Annotated in this window: 15 protein-coding genes; 4 read left to right on the top strand and 11 right to left on the bottom strand. The window is 65.0% G+C overall.

All coding sequences use genetic code 11. From position 1 onward, the window contains the following. Position 1 precedes the first annotated feature (1 nt). The gene (gene trxB / locus ASF81_RS05570) at positions 2–1009 is read right to left on the bottom strand and encodes a thioredoxin-disulfide reductase (RefSeq protein WP_055806057.1); all 1008 of its coding nucleotides are present in this window, start codon (positions 1007–1009) and stop codon (positions 2–4) included. Between the two features lie 69 nt (positions 1010–1078). Here trxB and ASF81_RS05565 point away from each other — a divergent pair, with 69 nt between their 5' ends. After that, positions 1079–1369, top strand: a complete 291-nt coding sequence (locus tag ASF81_RS05565; protein ID WP_055806915.1) for a hypothetical protein — start codon at positions 1079–1081, stop codon at positions 1367–1369. Positions 1370–1493: 124 nt separating this feature from the next. Here the strand turns inward: ASF81_RS05565 and ASF81_RS05560 are convergent, their stop codons facing one another. From ASF81_RS05560 to ASF81_RS05540, 5 genes are all read right to left on the bottom strand, one after another. Further along, entirely contained in the window at positions 1494–2489 is a 996-nt protein-coding gene (locus ASF81_RS05560; protein ID WP_055806055.1) for a mitochondrial fission ELM1 family protein, read from the bottom strand. A gap of 5 nt (positions 2490–2494) precedes the next feature. Further along, entirely contained in the window at positions 2495–2968 is a 474-nt protein-coding gene (gene greA, locus ASF81_RS05555) for a transcription elongation factor GreA (RefSeq protein ID WP_055806051.1), read from the bottom strand. 147 nt (positions 2969–3115) lie between these two features. Next, positions 3116–3316: a hypothetical protein gene (locus tag ASF81_RS05550; protein WP_055806048.1), complete on the bottom strand. Its 201-nt coding sequence runs from the start codon at positions 3314–3316 to the stop codon at positions 3116–3118. Between the two features lie 54 nt (positions 3317–3370). Next, positions 3371–4036: a glutathione S-transferase family protein gene (locus ASF81_RS05545; protein WP_055806045.1), complete on the bottom strand. Its 666-nt coding sequence runs from the start codon at positions 4034–4036 to the stop codon at positions 3371–3373. Between the two features lie 70 nt (positions 4037–4106). After that, positions 4107–4307 carry a hypothetical protein gene (locus ASF81_RS05540; RefSeq protein WP_055752936.1) on the bottom strand — a complete coding sequence of 67 codons (201 nt, stop codon included), beginning with the start codon at positions 4305–4307 and terminating at the stop codon, positions 4107–4109. Between the two features lie 128 nt (positions 4308–4435). Here ASF81_RS05540 and ASF81_RS05535 point away from each other — a divergent pair, with 128 nt between their 5' ends. After that, the gene (locus ASF81_RS05535) at positions 4436–5734 is read left to right on the top strand and encodes a dicarboxylate/amino acid:cation symporter (protein ID WP_055806044.1); all 1299 of its coding nucleotides are present in this window, start codon (positions 4436–4438) and stop codon (positions 5732–5734) included. Between the two features lies 1 nt (position 5735). Here ASF81_RS05535 and ASF81_RS05530 read toward each other — a convergent pair whose 3' ends face one another. The 5 genes from ASF81_RS05530 to ASF81_RS05510 all read right to left on the bottom strand — a co-directional run bounded on the left by ASF81_RS05530 (position 5736) and on the right by ASF81_RS05510 (position 14174). Continuing rightward, entirely contained in the window at positions 5736–6002 is a 267-nt protein-coding gene (locus tag ASF81_RS05530) for a DUF1294 domain-containing protein (protein ID WP_055806041.1), read from the bottom strand. 70 nt (positions 6003–6072) lie between these two features. After that, entirely contained in the window at positions 6073–9372 is a 3300-nt protein-coding gene (carB, locus tag ASF81_RS05525) for a carbamoyl-phosphate synthase large subunit (protein ID WP_055806038.1), read from the bottom strand. Positions 9373–9397: 25 nt separating this feature from the next. Beyond that, on the bottom strand, positions 9398–9712 hold the full coding sequence (locus ASF81_RS05520) for a ribonuclease E inhibitor RraB (RefSeq protein ID WP_235559244.1): 315 nt from the start codon (positions 9710–9712) through the stop codon (positions 9398–9400). A 190-nt stretch (positions 9713–9902) separates the two neighbouring features. Further along, positions 9903–13247: a TonB-dependent receptor domain-containing protein gene (locus tag ASF81_RS05515; RefSeq protein ID WP_162237577.1), complete on the bottom strand. Its 3345-nt coding sequence runs from the start codon at positions 13245–13247 to the stop codon at positions 9903–9905. A 165-nt stretch (positions 13248–13412) separates the two neighbouring features. Then, positions 13413–14174: an HAD family hydrolase gene (locus tag ASF81_RS05510; protein ID WP_055806032.1), complete on the bottom strand. Its 762-nt coding sequence runs from the start codon at positions 14172–14174 to the stop codon at positions 13413–13415. Positions 14175–14215: 41 nt separating this feature from the next. On the opposite strand from ASF81_RS05510, the gene ASF81_RS05505 reads away from it, so the two are divergent. Further along, positions 14216–14926 (top strand): SDR family NAD(P)-dependent oxidoreductase, encoded by a 711-nt coding sequence (locus ASF81_RS05505; RefSeq protein ID WP_055806030.1) that lies wholly within the window; start codon positions 14216–14218, stop codon positions 14924–14926. A gap of 50 nt (positions 14927–14976) precedes the next feature. Next, complete coding sequence (locus ASF81_RS05500; protein ID WP_235559243.1) at positions 14977–16248, top strand: S41 family peptidase; 1272 nt, start codon at positions 14977–14979, stop codon at positions 16246–16248. Position 16249: the final 1 nt, after the last annotated feature.

The raw sequence follows: 16249 nt of genomic DNA, 5'->3' as shown, positions 1-16249 counted from the left end.
GTCACCAGACCCCGATCTTCTCCGCCTCGGCGTGGCTAATGGGGTTGTGGGCCTTGGCGTGGTCCTCTTCGGCAAGGAAGCGGCTGACTTCCAGGGCGGCCATGCAGCCCATGCCGGCGGCGGTGACGGCCTGGCGGTAGACGTCGTCGGTCACGTCGCCGGCGGCCCAGACGCCTTCGATCTCGGTCGAGGCGGTGCCGGGCTTCACCCGCAGATAGCCGCCGGCGTTGGTTTCCAGCTGGCCCTTGAACAGTTCCGACGACGGGGCGTGGCCGATGGCGATGAAGACGCCGTCGGCGGGGATTTCGTGGGTCGAGCCGTCCTGGACGTTCTTGAGCCGGACGCCCGTGACATTCTTGGCCATGCCGTCCACGACGCCGACGATCTCCTCGATCGCCGAGTTCCAGATCACCTCGACCTTGGGGTGGGCGAACAGCCGGTCCTGGAGGATCTTCTCGGCGCGGAATTCGTCACGGCGGTGAACGACCGTGACCTTGGAGGCGAAGTTGGTCAGGAACAGCGCCTCTTCAACGGCGGTGTTGCCGCCGCCGACGACCACGACCTCTTTGCCGCGATAGAAGAAGCCGTCGCAGGTGGCGCAGGCCGAGACGCCGAAGCCCTGATAGGCGGCCTCGCTCTCAAGCCCCAGCCATTTGGCCTGGGCGCCCGTGGAAATGATGAGCGTCTCGGCCAGCATCTCTTCGCCGCTGTCCAGCTTCAGGCGGAACGGGCGTTGCGACAGGTCGGCGGAGACCACGATGTCGTGGATGACCTCGGTCCCGACATGCAGGGCCTGGGCCTGCATCTGCTCCATCAGCCAGGGGCCCTGGATGGTGTCGGCGAAGCCGGGATAGTTCTCGACGTCGGTGGTGATGGTCAGCTGCCCGCCGGGCTGGATGCCGGCGATGACGACGGGGTTCAGCGAGGCGCGGGCGGCGTAGATGGCGGCGGTCCAGCCAGCGGGACCGGAACCGATGATGGCGACGCGAACGGTACGAGCTTGGGTCATGGCCCCTATTTAGGCGGTGATTCCCGTTTGCGCGATGCTAGTCTCGCCTGACACGCAGGGGAGATGGGGATGACGAACAAGAACGCGGCCTTCCTGCCGATCGGGATCGGCATGGGCTTGTCGATCGGCGTGGCGCTGGGCGTGGCCCTGGACAATGTCGGCCTGGGTCTCGCGCTGGGCACGGCCATCGGATCGGGCTTTGGCGTGGCCTTGATGGGGGCCGCGAACGCAAAGGCCCGGAAGGGCGGCGGGTCGGACGGGGGCACGGTCATGCCTTCATCGGATACGTCGCAGCACAGCGGCTCAGACTGCAGCGAGGACAGCGGCTGTGACGGTGGCGGCGGTGGCGGCGGCGACTGAAAAGGCCACTCCAGAATCTGTTAGTGCATTTTCGTGCAGATTTTTGCGAGCCGTTCTTTGAAAATCTCCTGATGACGGTCGTCACCATGGGGCATGACGGCGTCAGGAACGGATGTGGGTCTCGCTATCGCGTCTGCATCGCTCCCAGGACGGCGCGCGCGGCGCGGGCGGTTTCGGCCAGCGGGTCGTAGGTCCAGCCTTCCAGAGTGCCGTCGAACGGGCGGGTTGCGCCGCGCGATTGCAGGTCGTCGTGCAGGCGAGCAAACTTGTCGCCGGCTTTCAGCGGGATCATCGGCAGGACGTGGACCGGCTTGCCTGTGGAGGCGGCCTCGGCGGCCATGTTGGCGCTGTCCTCGGTGACCAGGATGTGGTCGGCGAAATGCAGGAAGCCAAACAGGGGATTGTCGCCTGTCCCATCCCAGATCCAGCCCGGCAGGTCCGACAGCCGAGCGGTCATGACGGCTTTCGCCGCGTCGGGCGTTCGGCGTGAGAAGGTCAGCATCAGCGCGCCGCCAGATGCTCGCACGGCGTCCGCGATCTGGTCGGCCAGATCAGCCGCATGGGCCTCGGTCAGGTCGAAAGCCTTGGACTTGCCGCCGATCAGCACGGCGATGCGCGGATGGGGCAGGGGGGCGATCCGGTCGGCGAAGGCGGGCGCGGCCTCGGCGATCCGCTGCGGCGTGATACGGTGGGGGGAGCCGGTGATTTCAAAGACATTGTCGCCCGCCAGACCGTCATGGGCGGGCGCGACGATCAGGTCGTAGCGGTCATTGGCCCAGCGGGGATCCTGCGTCTGGACGACGAAGGTCTTGTCGCCGCTCCAGGCCTTGACGCGGGTCGACAGCGGCAGGGTCGCACGACCCGTGGCGATCCACAGATCGGGCCAAGGGGCGATCGGCGGCGCGGACGCCAGCATGGCGGGGCTCTTCAACGCCGACGGCAGGCGGTCGAAGATCGGCCGCCAGCGGATATGTTTGATCGTAATCTCGGCCGGGGTCAGCCGCTGAACGGCCTCGGCGAGACCCAGCGCCTGATTCTCGATGCCGGCGCGGCCGTCGGAGACGACCCAGATGGCCAAAGGATTGGGAGAGAGGGGGCGAGCAGACGCTGCCCCCACCATCGCTGTTACTTCCACTCGACCTTGAGGATCTCGTAGGCCTTCACGCCGCCGGGGGTGTTGACCTCCACGACGTCGCCGACCTCCTTGGAAATCATGGCGCGCGCGATCGGCGAGGCGATCGAGATCTTGCCCTTCTTCACATCGGCCTCGTGTTCGCCGACGATCTGGTAGGTGGCCTCTTCCTCGGTGTCCTCGTCCACCACGGTGACCGTGGCGCCGAACTTGACCTGGCTGCCCGACAGTTTGGACACGTCGATAACCTGGGCGCGGCTGATCTTATCCTCGATCTCGGCGATCTGCCCTTCGATCCAGCCCTGACGCTCCTTGGCGGCATGGTATTCGGCGTTTTCGGACAGGTCGCCGTGCTCACGCGCCTCGGAGATGGCGGCGATCACGCTCGGCCTTTCGACCGACTTCAATTGCTTCAGTTGATCGTCGAGGGCACGGTAGCCCTCGTCCGTCATCGGCACTTTTTCCATTTGTGTCGTGATTTTTCTGGTTCGCCCGGAGACTGGAAAGACGCAAGATAAGCACACAAAAGGCCGCGGGGCGGGCGCGGCCGGGCATCAAGACTAGGGTTTCTCGCTCAGGAATTCAAGAGCGCGATGCCCGCGCCGGTTGACCGCTCATGCGCGGGCCGGCGGTTCGGGCTTGTGGTCGCGGCGCAGGACGCCCTTTATGAGGCTATAGGCCAGCCAACCGACGGCGGCGAGGCCGGCGAGCATGAACAGGCCGGAAATCAGGGCGGCTCCTGCCGCCATGAAGGCGAGGACGAAGGCGACGGCCGCAGCCAATCCGGCGACGATCTGAATGGTTTGAAGGCGCATGAGACCTTAACGCCCTCGACCACGGCGGGTTGCGCCGCCGCGATCACGATCCGATCACGCGTAGCTGTAGGGACCGCCGCGTTCGAGCGCGCGTTGATAGGCAGGCCGCGCGTGGATGCGGTTCAAGAAGGCCTTCAGATGAGGTTTGGTCTCGGCATTGAAGGCGCGGTCGGCGCCGGCCTCGACTGGAAAGCTCATCATGATGTCGGCGGCGGTGAACTGATCGCCCGCGAACCATTCCGAGCGGGCCAGTTCGTCCTCCCAGAAGCCGACATGGGTGCGCAGCTGTGGATCGACGAAACTGGTGATCGCCTTGTTGGCGACGCCATTGACGATCGGCTTCAGCAGGGCCGGCGCACGGCGTGGGAGCATGCTGAAGACCAGCTTCAGCAGCAAAGGGGGCATGGCCGACCCCTCGGCATAGTGCAGCCAATAGGTGAATCGACGGCCGTCCTCGGTTCCCGCCGCCGGACGCAGGCGACCCTGGCCGTAGGTATCGAGCAAATATTCGACGATGGCCCCGGTCTCTGCGACCTTGACCGCGCCGTCTTCGATGACCGGCGATTTGCCCAGCGGGTGGATGGCCAGCAGTTCGGGGGGCGCCAGCCGATTGCCAGCGTTTCGTTCGTAGCGCACGACCTCATAGTCCAGGCCCAGCTCTTCAAGCAGCCACAGGACGCGTTGCGAGCGGCTGTCGTTCAGATGGTGGACTTTGATCATGGGTCGGCTCCGGGCGGCGAGGCGTGACTATTCGCAACGCCGCCCCAGAAGTCGAGCGGCGATTGCAGCCTCAGCGCGGGCGGCGGCCGCTCCAGCGTCCGCGCGGTTGCGGCGCGACCTTGGGCTTGGCGCCTTCGCGGCGGTTCCGCCAGACCTCATAGGCCAGGGTCGCCAGGGCCAGTTTGCCGGCGTGACGACCCGCGACGCGGCGGCCGCCTTTGGAGAGCAGCAGGCTGCCGATCAGCGGGACGAGTTTGTTCAGACGGGACATGATTGAGTTCCTTTCGTCGTCCCAACGCGCCGTGCGCGATCAGGGTTCGCCCTGCGACGACATGAACTGTCAGCGACCGGCAGAAGGTTTGGCGCGCGCGACGCGCCGAGCGGTGCTAGCGCTAGGACATGAGCCAATCCCGCATCGCCGCCTTCTTCACCTCCCTGAGCTTTTTCGTCATCGCGGCCCTGGTCGCCGGCGTCGTCGTCGGCGCCTTGGCGCAAGGGTCGCAGGCCGCCTGGCTGACCGGCGCCTTGGGCGTGGTCGAGAGCCTGGGCCAGGTGTGGCTGAACGCCTTGCGCATGACCGTCATTCCCCTGGTGTTCAGCCTGCTGGTGACCGGCATCGTCTCCATCGCCGATGCGGCGGCGACGGGCCGGATCGCGGTGCGGTCGCTGGTGGTGTTCGCGGTGCTGCTGGTCGGGGCGACGCTCTATGCGATCCTGGCGGGGCTGGGCCTGCTGGCGGTCTGGCCGATCGATCCAGAGGCGGGGCGTGGACTGCTGGCGGGCGTCAGCGCCGAATCGCTGGCGACCGTGGGTGAAGCGGCGCGGACGGACGGCCTGCGCGCGTTCCTGGCCAGTCTGGCGCCGGCCAATGTCATCAAGGCGGCGTCCGACGACGGGGTGCTGGCGGTGGTGGTCTTCGCCGTCGCCTTCGGCTTCGCCGCGACACGGATCAAAGCCGAGTTGCGGCGGCCCCTGGCCGGCTTCTTCGAGGCGGTAGCCGAGACCATGGTCGTCATCGTCCACTGGGTGCTGCTGGCCGCGCCGTTCGGCGTGTTCGCCCTGGCGCTGGGTGTGGGCTTGCGTGCGGGCCTGGGGGTGGCGGGGACGCTGGCCCACTATGTCGCCATCGTCTGCCTCAGCCAGATCGGGCTGATCCTGACCATCTATGTCGTAGCGATCGTGTGGGGACGGATTTCGCTGGCCCGTTTCGCGCGCGCCGTGGCTCCGGCCCAGGTCGTCGCCGTCTCGACACAGTCGTCGCTGGCCAGCCTGCCGGTCATGATCGAGCGCGCGCGCGACTGGCTGGGCGTGCCGCAGACGTCGGCGGGTCTGGTGCTGCCGCTGGCGGTGGCGGTTTTCCGCATCACTAGCCCTGTCGCCAACCTGGCGGTCTGCCTCTATGTGGCGCAGTTGCACGGGGTGGAGTTGGGGCTCGGCGTGCTGATCGCCGGCGGACTGACAGCCATCGCCGTGTCCATCGCCTCGGTGGGCCTGCCCGGCCAGGTCAGCTTCTTCGCCGCCATCGGCCCCATCTGCCTGGCCATGGGCCTGCCGCTGGGGGTGCTGCCGCTGCTGCTGGCGGTCGAGGTCATCCCCGACATCTTCCGCACCGTCGGCAACGTCACCGCCGACCTGGCCGCGACCCGGATCGTGGCGGGCGAAGATGGGGCGGGCGAGGACGGTCGCGCTACAGAATGACTCAAGCGGCGCCGCCCGCCAGCAGGATCAGGTGAAGCAGGACGACCAGGCCGAACTGCGTCCTGAACGGCTCCTTGCGCGTCTTGTGGCGCAGGATGTGCTGACCCATCCAGGCGCCCAGCCCGCCGATCAGGCCGAACAGCAAGAGCGTGGATTCTGGAGTCCGCCACAGGCCGGCCTTGGCGCGCTGCTTGTCCCTGGCGAAAGCGATAAACCCCAGGACTTCGCCGCACAGGATGGCGATCAGGGCGAGGTCGAGATTGGACATCGGCGTGGCTCCCGCGTTCGGCCGCTACATCCTTGCAGCGTGCGGCCGAAAACCGGAGATTTCGTCAACGTCAGGCGTAGTCCTGGATCGCCCGCACATCCAGGTCGCCAGCCTTGATCGCGCCGATGGCCTGGGCCGCCGCCAGGGCGCCGGCTGTGGTGGTGTAGTAGGGCATCTTCATCATCAGGGCGGTGCGGCGCAGCGAGAAGCTGTCCTGCAGCGACTGCTTGCCCGATGTGGTGTTGAAGACCAGTTGGACCTCGCCGTTTTTCATCGCGTCCACAATGTGCGGGCGGCCTTCCAGCACCTTCTTGACCAGCTTCACCTCCAGCCCCTGTTCGACCAGATAGGCGTGGGTGCCGCCGGTGGCCATCAGGCTGAAGCCCTCGGCCAGCAACGTCCGGGCGGCGTCGACGATGAAGGGCTTGTCCTCGTCCTTGACCGAAATGAAGGCGCAGCCCGAGGTCGGCAGGGTCGTGCCGCCGCCGATCTGGGACTTGGCGAAGGCGCGGGCGAAGGCAGGGGCCATGTCGGCCTCTCCCGGCCGCTTGAAGTCCAGGCCCATGACCTCGCCGGTCGAGCGCATTTCCGGGCCCAGGACGGTGTCCACCCCGGCGAAGCGAGCGAACGGGAAGACCGCTTCCTTGACCGCGATATGGTCGTAGGGCTTGTCCGTCAGACCGAACGACTTCAGCGGCACGCCAGCCATGACCTTGGCGGCGATGGAGGCGATGGGCTGGCCGATAGTCTTGGCCACGAAGGGCGCGGTGCGGCTGGCGCGCGGATTGACCTCCAGCACGAAGATGCGCGGGCTTTCGCTGTGCGGCTCCTCGATGGCGAACTGCACATTCATCAGGCCGCGCACCTTCAAGGCCTTGGCCATTTCGGTGGTCTGACGCTTCAGCTCGTCCACGATCTCGGGCCGCAACGAGAAGGGCGGCATGGAGCAGGCGCTGTCGCCCGAGTGGACGCCGGCTTCCTCGATATGCTCCAGGACGCCGGCCACAAAGACCGTCTCGTCGTCGCACAGGGCGTCCACGTCCACCTCGGTGGCGCGGTTCAGATAGTGGTCGATCAGGACCGGATCGTCGCCCGAGACGCGCATGGCCTCGTGGACGTAGCGGTCCAGTTGCTCGCGGTCGTGGACGATCATCATGCCGCGACCGCCCAGGACGTAGGAGGGGCGCAGGACGACAGGATAGCCGACCTCTTCGGCCTTCTGCGCCGCCTCCTCGGCCGAACGGGCCAGGCCGTTGGGCGGCTGGCGCAGGCCGATGCCCTCCAGCATCTGCTGGAAGCGTTCGCGATCCTCGGCCAGGTCGATGGAGTCGACGCTGGTGCCCAGGACGGGGATGTTGTCCTCTTGAAGGGCGTGGGCCAGCTTCAGCGGGGTCTGGCCGCCGAACTGGACGACGCAGCCGATCAGGTCGCCGTTGGAGCGCTCGACCTCGATCAGCTCCAGCACGTCCTCGGCCGTCAGCGGCTCGAAATACAGGCGGTCGGAGGTGTCGTAGTCCGTCGAGACGGTCTCGGGGTTGCAGTTGACCATGATGCTCTCGACGCCGATCTGGTCGAAGGCGAAGGCCGCGTGGCAGCAGCAGTAGTCGAACTCGATGCCTTGGCCGATCCGGTTCGGACCGCCGCCCAGGATAATGGCCTTCTTGTTGTTCGTCGGCTCCGACTCGCACTCGGGGATTTGGCCCAGAGCGCCGGTCTCATAGGTCGAATACATATAGGCGGTGGCGCTGGCGAACTCGGCGGCGCAGGTGTCGATGCGTTTGAACACCGGGCGCACGTTCAGGCCGCGACGGGCGGTCCGGACGGATTTCTCGCTCTGGCCGGTCAGCTGAGCCAGACGGGCGTCGGAGAAGCCCTTGGACTTCAGACGGCGGAACTCGGTCGGATCGGTCGGCAGGCCCTTGACCCGGACGTGTCCTTCCTCGCGGACGATGTCGGCGATCTGGCGCAGGAACCAGGGCTCGTAGGCGCAGGCGGCGTTGACCTCCTCGACCGTCAGGCCGTGGCGGAAGGCCTGAGCGATGACCCGGATGCGGTCGGGGGTCGGAACGCCCAGCGCCCGCACGACGGCGGCGCGGGCCGTGGCGTCGTCTTCGGCGCCGGCGACACCTTCGATCTCGACCTCGTCGCAGCCCGACAGGCCAGTCTCAAGCCCACGCAGGGCCTTCTGCATCGATTCCTGGAAGGTGCGGCCGATGGCCATCACTTCGCCCACCGACTTCATCGAGGTGCCCAGCAGGGGCTCCGAACCCGGATACTTCTCGAAGGCGAAGCGCGGGATCTTGGTGACGACATAGTCGATCGACGGCTCGAAGCTGGCCGGCGTGACCTGGGTGATGTCGTTGGTCAGTTCGTCCAGGGTGTAGCCGACCGCCAGACGCGCCGCGACCTTGGCGATCGGGAAGCCGGTGGCTTTGGACGCAAGGGCCGACGAGCGCGACACGCGCGGGTTCATCTCGATCACGACCATGCGGCCATCGGCGGGGTTGATCGCCCACTGGACGTTCGAGCCGCCCGTCTCCACGCCGATCTCGCGCAGCACGTTGATCGAGCCGGTCCGCATCCGCTGATATTCCTTGTCGGTCAGCGTCAGGGCGGGGGCGACGGTGATGCTGTCGCCGGTGTGGACGCCCATCGGATCGACGTTCTCGATCGAGCAGATGATGATGCAGTTGTCCGCCGTGTCGCGGACGACCTCCATCTCATATTCCTTCCAGCCCAGGACCGATTCCTCGATCAGCACCTCGGTGGTCGGCGAAAGGTCCAGGCCGCGCAGGACGATCTCCTCGAACTCCTCGCGGTTGAAGGCGATGCCGCCGCCGGTTCCGGCCAGGGTGAAGGACGGGCGGATGACGGCGGGCAGGCCGACGAACTCCAGTCCCTCCAGCGCCTCCTCCATCGAATGGGCGGCCTTGGAGCGGGGCGATTCCAGGCCCAGCTTGTCCATCGCGTCGCGGAACTTCTGGCGATCCTCGGCCTTGTCGATGACCTCGGCCTTGGCGCCGATCATCTCGACCCCATGCTTGGCGAGGGCGCCGGATTCATGCAGGGCCAGGGCGGTGTTCAGCGCGGTCTGGCCGCCCATGGTGGGCAGCAGGGCGTCGGGCTTTTCCTTGATGATGATCTTCTCGACCATCTCGGGCGTGATCGGCTCGATATAGGTGGCGTCGGCCACCTCCGGGTCGGTCATGATGGTGGCGGGGTTCGAGTTGACCAGGATGACCCGATAGCCTTCCGCCTTCAGCGCCTTGCAGGCCTGAACGCCGGAATAGTCGAACTCGCACGCCTGGCCGATGACGATCGGGCCGGCGCCGATGATGAGGATGGACTTGATGTCTGTGCGCTTGGGCATCGCCAGCTCTTCTTCTTATTGAACGCTAGTGGGTCACGACCGCGCATTCCCAGCCGTCATATTCCAGCTGGAAGGCCGCGGCCCAGGTCTGCATCATGGCCGAGGTCGCCGCAAACGACGCCTCGTCCACCGCCATTGTCGTTTCGAGCACCGTCATGTCGTCGGCGCCACGCGTCAGGAAGCCGGCGCGCCGGGCGACCTCGTTCAGGTCGCCGTGGTCGCCCTCGCCATAGAAGTAGAACAACGTATGGCGCGGCGTCACACCGCTGTCGCCCTGTTCGGCCAGCGCCGCGCGCACCATGGCGTCGCGTTCGTCATGACAGATGTCCGAGGCGTCCAAGGGAGTGCGTCGTCCTTCGTTCTCTACGCGCGCGAAGCCCCCGCAGAGCCTGGCCCTGCGACGCTCACGTCTGCTTGTCGGTTAAGCGGCCCGTTTAGAGAGGGAGGGGCCGCCTGACAAGGGAGATGGCACTCATGTAAAAAAAAGGGGCGGCCATAGGCCGCCCCTTCTCGTCATTTAGTTTGTCGTCTTACCAGGCGCGGTAGTTAAGCCCGATGAAGAAACGACGGCCGTAGGGGTCGAAGTTGCTGTAAAGCGTTTGACCCAACTGCGGTGCCTGTTCCGCGTCAAAGGCGTTCGTGACGCCAGCACGCAGAGACAGATTGTCACGGACATTGTAGCGGACCGTGAAATCGTTGCGCATGAAGTTACCAGTGTTGTTCAAATCTTGCGCGCGGTTATCGGCGTTCAAGATCAGATCACGGTTACGGTTGATGTTTTGAGCAGACTGCCAGTCCACCGACCAGTTGACGCTCCATGTATCGTTCGGCGTGTATGTAAGCGACGAAGTGAAGCGGACATTCGGGAAGAACAGATTGCCACGATCGCTTGTGTAGTTGGCGGCATTGGTCGAGTCGAGGAAGTTTTCCTGCTCGATCAGCCAAGAACCTGCCAGCGAGTAATCCAGGCGACCCCAGTTGCGGCCAACCATCTCGTCGAAGTCGAAACCATAACGCGCGGTGAAGTCCAGACCACGCGTGGTCAGGGCCGCATAGTTCAGTGCGCCTTCGACGAAACCGCCAATCGGATCGTTCGCCGGAGCGCCCAAGCCGAACGGAATCTGCGGGTTATTACGGAAGATGGTGGCGCAGGCCGAGTTATTCAGACCTGGGCCATTGACGCAGTTGTTGGCGGCAGTCTGAGCCGACACGAAGGCGATCACCTGCGTAATCTCGATTTCATAGTAATCGAGCACCAAGCTGAAGTTCGGAATGAACCGGGGCTGCAACACGGTCGAGAAGGTGAAGGATTCCGATTCTTCGGGGGTCAGGTTGGGATTGCCACCCGTTACGCCCGATACGCCGCTGCCATACACCGGGTTGAAGTCGTCGGTGTTAGTCGCAGTGTTCCCAGCAAAGTCGAAGGTCAGGCCGCTAGCTTGCGCCAAGGCCGTGCAGTTGGCGATCCGGTTTGCGCGAATTTCCGCCGTTTGAAGGGCGATGTTGGCAGTAGCGCAGGGATCAACAAAATTGTTGGCGAATGTTTCACCTAGCGGGGAGAAGTTTTCGCTCAGGTCAGGCGCGCGGAACGACGTGTTGAAACTGGTCTTGAAGGTGATGTCGCGAATCGGACGGTAGATCAAGTTGACGCCATAGACGTCGCCAGTGCCAGCCGTGCTGTAGTCGAAGTAGCGATATGATCCGCTCAGTTCCGCGTACTCGCCTAGTATGGAGTCACGGAACAGAGGTAGAGAAAGCTCGGTGAAGCCTTCATCACTGGTGTACTCCGCGCCCGGGAAGTCCGGACCACCGTTCAGGAACAGCGCGCGCCCAGCCGTTGAGGCGTCACGCCCAACAGCTTCGGTGTACTCGCGGCGATGCTCGTATCCCAAAGCCACGCCGATCGGACCGGCACCCCAGAAGTCCCACAGTTGGCCGGAAACCGATGCGATGGCGTCTTCCTGCTCATTACGCTCAGTGTAGTTCACGAACGCGTTGATGTAATCGCGAGCAGCTTGGCTTTGATTGCCGACGCCGAAGATATTTAGCGGCTGGCAGTTGGCGACCGCATCGCGACCGACTTGGCTGTCACGCAGATCATTAAACGGCAGGAAGTAGTCGTCTAGCGGCAAACCTTGAGCGTTCAGCAGTTGCGAACGGCACACAATGGCGCCGGGCGTGCCGAGGATGCCAGCAGTGTCTCGCACGGCGTCGGCCGCCAAATTGACCCGCAGGGCATCTGTGCCGGTTTCCGTTTCTTCAACCTCGACCTGACCATAGGTGTAGGACAGGCTCCAATCGACATTCTTGACGAAGGAAACCGAGTCCAAGCTGCCTTGAACGCCTGCCACGAAGCGTAGCAGGTCACGCGTGCTGTATTGGTCGCGGTTTTCGCCGAACAGGGTGTGACGCGCATAAGGGGCTGCAGCCGTGCCAGCGACAGTGCTCGGCTCGGTCGCGGTGGGCGGATTGTAGAGGGTGATACGGTTTGCGTAGATCGCCTGACGCAGATTGTCAGGGATGTAGGCGTTGTCGGCGATACGCAGACCTTGGCGATTGAAGAAGTTGTAGTTCGATCCGATCTGATTCGCTGTCGTCGCGGTACCGTAGAAGCTGTTCGGCAGGTCATCTCCTAGGATGAAGTCGTAGAAGTCTGGTTGAGACGAGAAGTGCGTGTCTTCGGTCACATATTTGGCTTCGACGAAGGCCAGGATGTCGTTGGTGACCTTGAAGTTCGCGCCGACCTGATAACGTTGAGACTCCGAGGCGGGGACGCGCGTGATGGTCGAGAACTCGGCCGGTTGATCGCCGTCGCCGCCGATGGTCAGCGGACGATTGATGCCGGTGTTGCCGATACGTTGGCCGAAGTTGGCCAAACGGGCGGTCGTGCCATCGAACACCCAAGTGCGACCCGGTTCGACCGAGAAGCAGTTCGCGCTGCTGCCGCCGATCGCCGTGTTGACGCTGGCGCAGTTGGCGTAAGGCACATCAGGATCGTTCAGCGAACTGGCCTGCTGGTTGTTAGCCAGGGTCGTCTGACCCCAACGCGGACGTTGCAGGGTGCGGTAACCGTAGAACAGCTGGTTGTCTCGGTTACCATCATAACGAGCGTTGGTCGGATCGGCGTCAATACCGACGAGCCCGCGGGCGTTCCGCAGCCAGTCGATGTCCATCGACTGAACTTCGTCTAGTTTTTCATATTCGCCGAAACCATAAACGTTGAGGCGATCGTCAAAGAAGTTCTTGCCCAGCAAGGCCGAAACACGGCGGGTCGCTTCGCCGTTGTCGTTGATCATGCCATAGTTGGCATCCAGTTCTAGGCCTTCGAAGTCCTTGCGCAGGACGAAGTTCAGAACACCCGAGACGGCGTCAGCGCCGTAAACCGACGATGCGCCGCCCGTGATGATTTCGATGTTCTGAATTAACAGACGGGGGATAGTGTCGACGTCAACCGACAGTGTGCCGCCCTGTGAACCTACGTGGCGGCGGCCGTCGACCAAGGTCAGGGTGCGACCGGCACCGAGCGAGCGCAGGTTAGCGAACGACAGGCCGCCGATACCGAGGACGCCCGTGCTGTCGGAAGGCACTTGTGAGTTCGATAGGGCCGGAATCGTAGCGAGATAGTCGATGACAGTCGATTGGCCGGTGGTCAGCAGTTGCTCGCCAGAAACCTGGATGAGCGGGGTTGCCGAGTTCACTGGGTCGCGCCGGATGCGTGAGCCAGTAACGACAATCTCTGCAACCTGATCTGCGGGCTGAGCCTGAGCGGACACTGGCCCTGCGTTGAGCGTTTCCTGCTCAGTCGTTTGTGCTGCGACGCTGGTCGTAACGAGCACGCCCGCCAAGACCGTAGATGTCAAAAGAAGATGGCGCATAAATTCTCCCTGAGCAGATGCGGCATTGCGAAGTCTATACCATGTCCAAACTGCCATACGATGGGCACAAAGCTGACACAGGTGGCTTCGTCAAGCGTGGCCATCGCCAAACTCTGTTTTGCGCGCAAGGATTTTACGACCTGTCATAAAAGAAGCACGTCAGCGTCAAGTGAGACGTACCGCGTCAATTTCCAGCCGTTTGGCTGCCGCTAAAACAGGTATAGCTCGCTTTAAATCAGTCGCCGCGATCCAGTTAGACAGTTCGTTGATGCGGCCCAAGGAGACGTAGCGCGGCTCGTCCACCGGGGCGTCGGCCAATTCGTGGGCCCAGGTAACGTGGTAGGGGATGTGGACGCCGAAGGCGCCGGCGGCGATGGCGGGCAGGACGTCGGACTTCATGGAGTTGCCGGCCATGACGGCCTCGGCGGGGCCGGTGCCGTGGCGGTTGAAGACCCGCTCGTAGGTGGCGCGATCCTTTTCTGAGACGATCTCGACGGCGCTGAACAGGTCGCCCAAGCCTGAGGCGGCCAGTTTGCGCTCCTGATCCAGCAGGTCGCCCTTGGTGATCAGGACAAGTCGGTATTTTTCGGATAGTTCGGCGACGACCGCGTCCACGCCGGGCAGGGTCTCGACCGGGTGGGCCAGCATCTCGCGACCGGCGGCCAGGATCTCGCGCACGACATGGGGCGGAGCTTCGCCGTTCGTCAGCTCCATCGCCGTCTCGATCATCGACAGGGTGAAGCCCTTGATGCCGTAGCCATAGAGCCGCAGGTTGCGTTGCTCAGTTTCGGCCAGGCGCGCCTCGATGGTCGCCTCGTCGCCGTGGTCGGCCAGAAGATCGACGAACCGCGCATGGGTCAGGCGGAAGATCGTCTCGTTGTGCCAGAGGGTGTCGTCGGCATCGAGGCCGACAGTGGTGATGCTCATGCCGCGCCCCTATCATGGGACGAACGACGAAGGGAGACGCGATGAACGGATCGGCGGTGGTGATCGGGGCGACGGGCGGCATCGGCCGGGCGATGGTCGAGCGGATCGCGGCGGACGGCGCGTTCGATACAGTCTGGGCCGTGTCGCGGTCTGGCGCGGATGTGGCGGGCGCGCAAGGTTTGGCCGCCGATCTGGAGGATGAGGCCAGTTTGGCGTCGGCCGCCGAACGGATCGGCCAGGGGCCGGCCCCAACCGTGATCGTCGTGGCGACCGGGGTACTGCACGACGGGCTTCAGCCGGAACGGTCGTTTCGTCAGTTGGATGCGGAACACCTGTTGCGGGACTACCGCGTCAATGCGGTTGGGCCTGCGCTGGCGGCGAAACATCTGCTGCCGCTGATACCGCGCGATCGGCGCGCGGTGTTCGCGGCCCTGTCGGCGCGGGTGGGGTCGATTGCCGACAACCGGCTGGGCGGCTGGCACGCCTATCGGGCGTCCAAGGCGGCGCTGAACATGATCCTGCGCACTCTGTCGGTCGAGATGGCGCGCAGCCATCCGCAGGCGGTGATCGCCGGTTTGCATCCGGGTACTGTGGTGACGGACCTGAGCGCGCCGTTCCAGAAGGGGGTGGCGGAGGGCAAGCTGTTCACGGCCGACTATTCCGCCGAGCGGCTGCTGTCCGTGCTGTCGAACCTGACCCCTGCCGACAGCGGCGGCGTCTTCGCCTGGGACGGGGTGCGGGTGCCGGAATAGCGCGCAGTCGTGACTTGAGCGAAGCGGGCGACTGACGTCAGATGGCGCTCATGCGTCTGAGCGTTTCCGCCCGGCTTTTCAGCCTCATGTTGTTTGGCCTGCCGTTGAGCGCTCCGGCCGTAGCCCAACCGGCAGATTCGCCGGTTGTCGATCCGGTGGTCGCCGCAGCGTCATCGCGTGACCGCGTGAGGCTGAACCAGCGGGTGTTCGACCGGGTGTGGAGCGAGGTGCGGCGGGGCTATTACGATCCGACCCTGCACGGCGTGGATTGGAACGCCGCGCGGGCGACGTTCCGGCCCCAGGCCCTGGCGGCGAGTGATGAGCGGGGGCTTTACCGCGTCATCAATGCGATGCTGGATCTGCTGGACGACGGTCATGCGGCGGCCAGTCCGCCGGCGGCGGTGCGACGTCAGGAGGCGCAGTTCGCCCGTCGCGCCGTGATGGGCCTGACCCTGATGCGGGGCGATACGCCGGACGACTGGACCGTTGAACGTGTCCGGCCGGGTTCGCCGGCCGAGGCGGCGGGGGTGCAGATGGGCTGGGCCCTGAATTCGGTCGACGGGAAGCCCTGGGGACCGGATGTCGAGACCTATGACGGGGTCCCGGTGCAACTGGTCCTGACCGACGATGCGGGGCAGAGGCGCGAGATCGCCCTGACGCCGCGGGTGATGGAGGCCATCGAGCCGTTCACCGCTGACAAGTCGCGGCCGGGGGTGCTGGTGCTGCGCGTCGAACAGTTCGACAAGGGGCTAGGCGCCTGGATGGGCAGCGAACTGGAAGGCTTGCCGCCCGATGTCGATGTGGTGCTGGACCTGCGCGGCAATCCTGGCGGGCGGCTGATGGAGGCGGAATCGGTCCTGACCTGTTTCCTGCCGCGCGATCAGGTCTGGGCGACGCGGACGGGACGCAGCGGCCGGCCGGTGGTGCTGAGGGCGGCGGGCGACTGCGGCGATCGGCGCGATCCCCTGGCCAATGATGTGGCGGTTCTGGTGGATCAGGGCAGCCGCAGCGCCGCCGAACTGACACCGGCCGCCTTGCAGGAGGCGCGGCGCGGCATCGTGGTGGGCGAGAAGACCGGCGGATCGGTGCTGATCGCGCAGGAGACCAATCTGCCGGACGGCGGGCGGCTGACGCTCAGCCGGGCGGACTTCGTGACTTCGGGCGGGGTTCGGCTCGAGAAGCGGGGCGTGACCCCGGACATCGCCGCGCCCCGCACCGTGGCCCAGCGCCGCGCGGGCGACGACCCGACGCTAGAGACGGCGATCGCCGCGCTTCGAGCGGAGGAACGGGCGAGGGCTTCGACGCCCGCCAGCGGCCTCTAGA

Origin of the sequence: Brevundimonas sp. Leaf168 (genome assembly GCF_001423685.1) — a bacterium.
Taxonomy (GTDB): domain Bacteria; phylum Pseudomonadota; class Alphaproteobacteria; order Caulobacterales; family Caulobacteraceae; genus Brevundimonas; species Brevundimonas vesicularis_C.
This window is presented reverse-complemented; position numbering and strand designations above follow the sequence as displayed.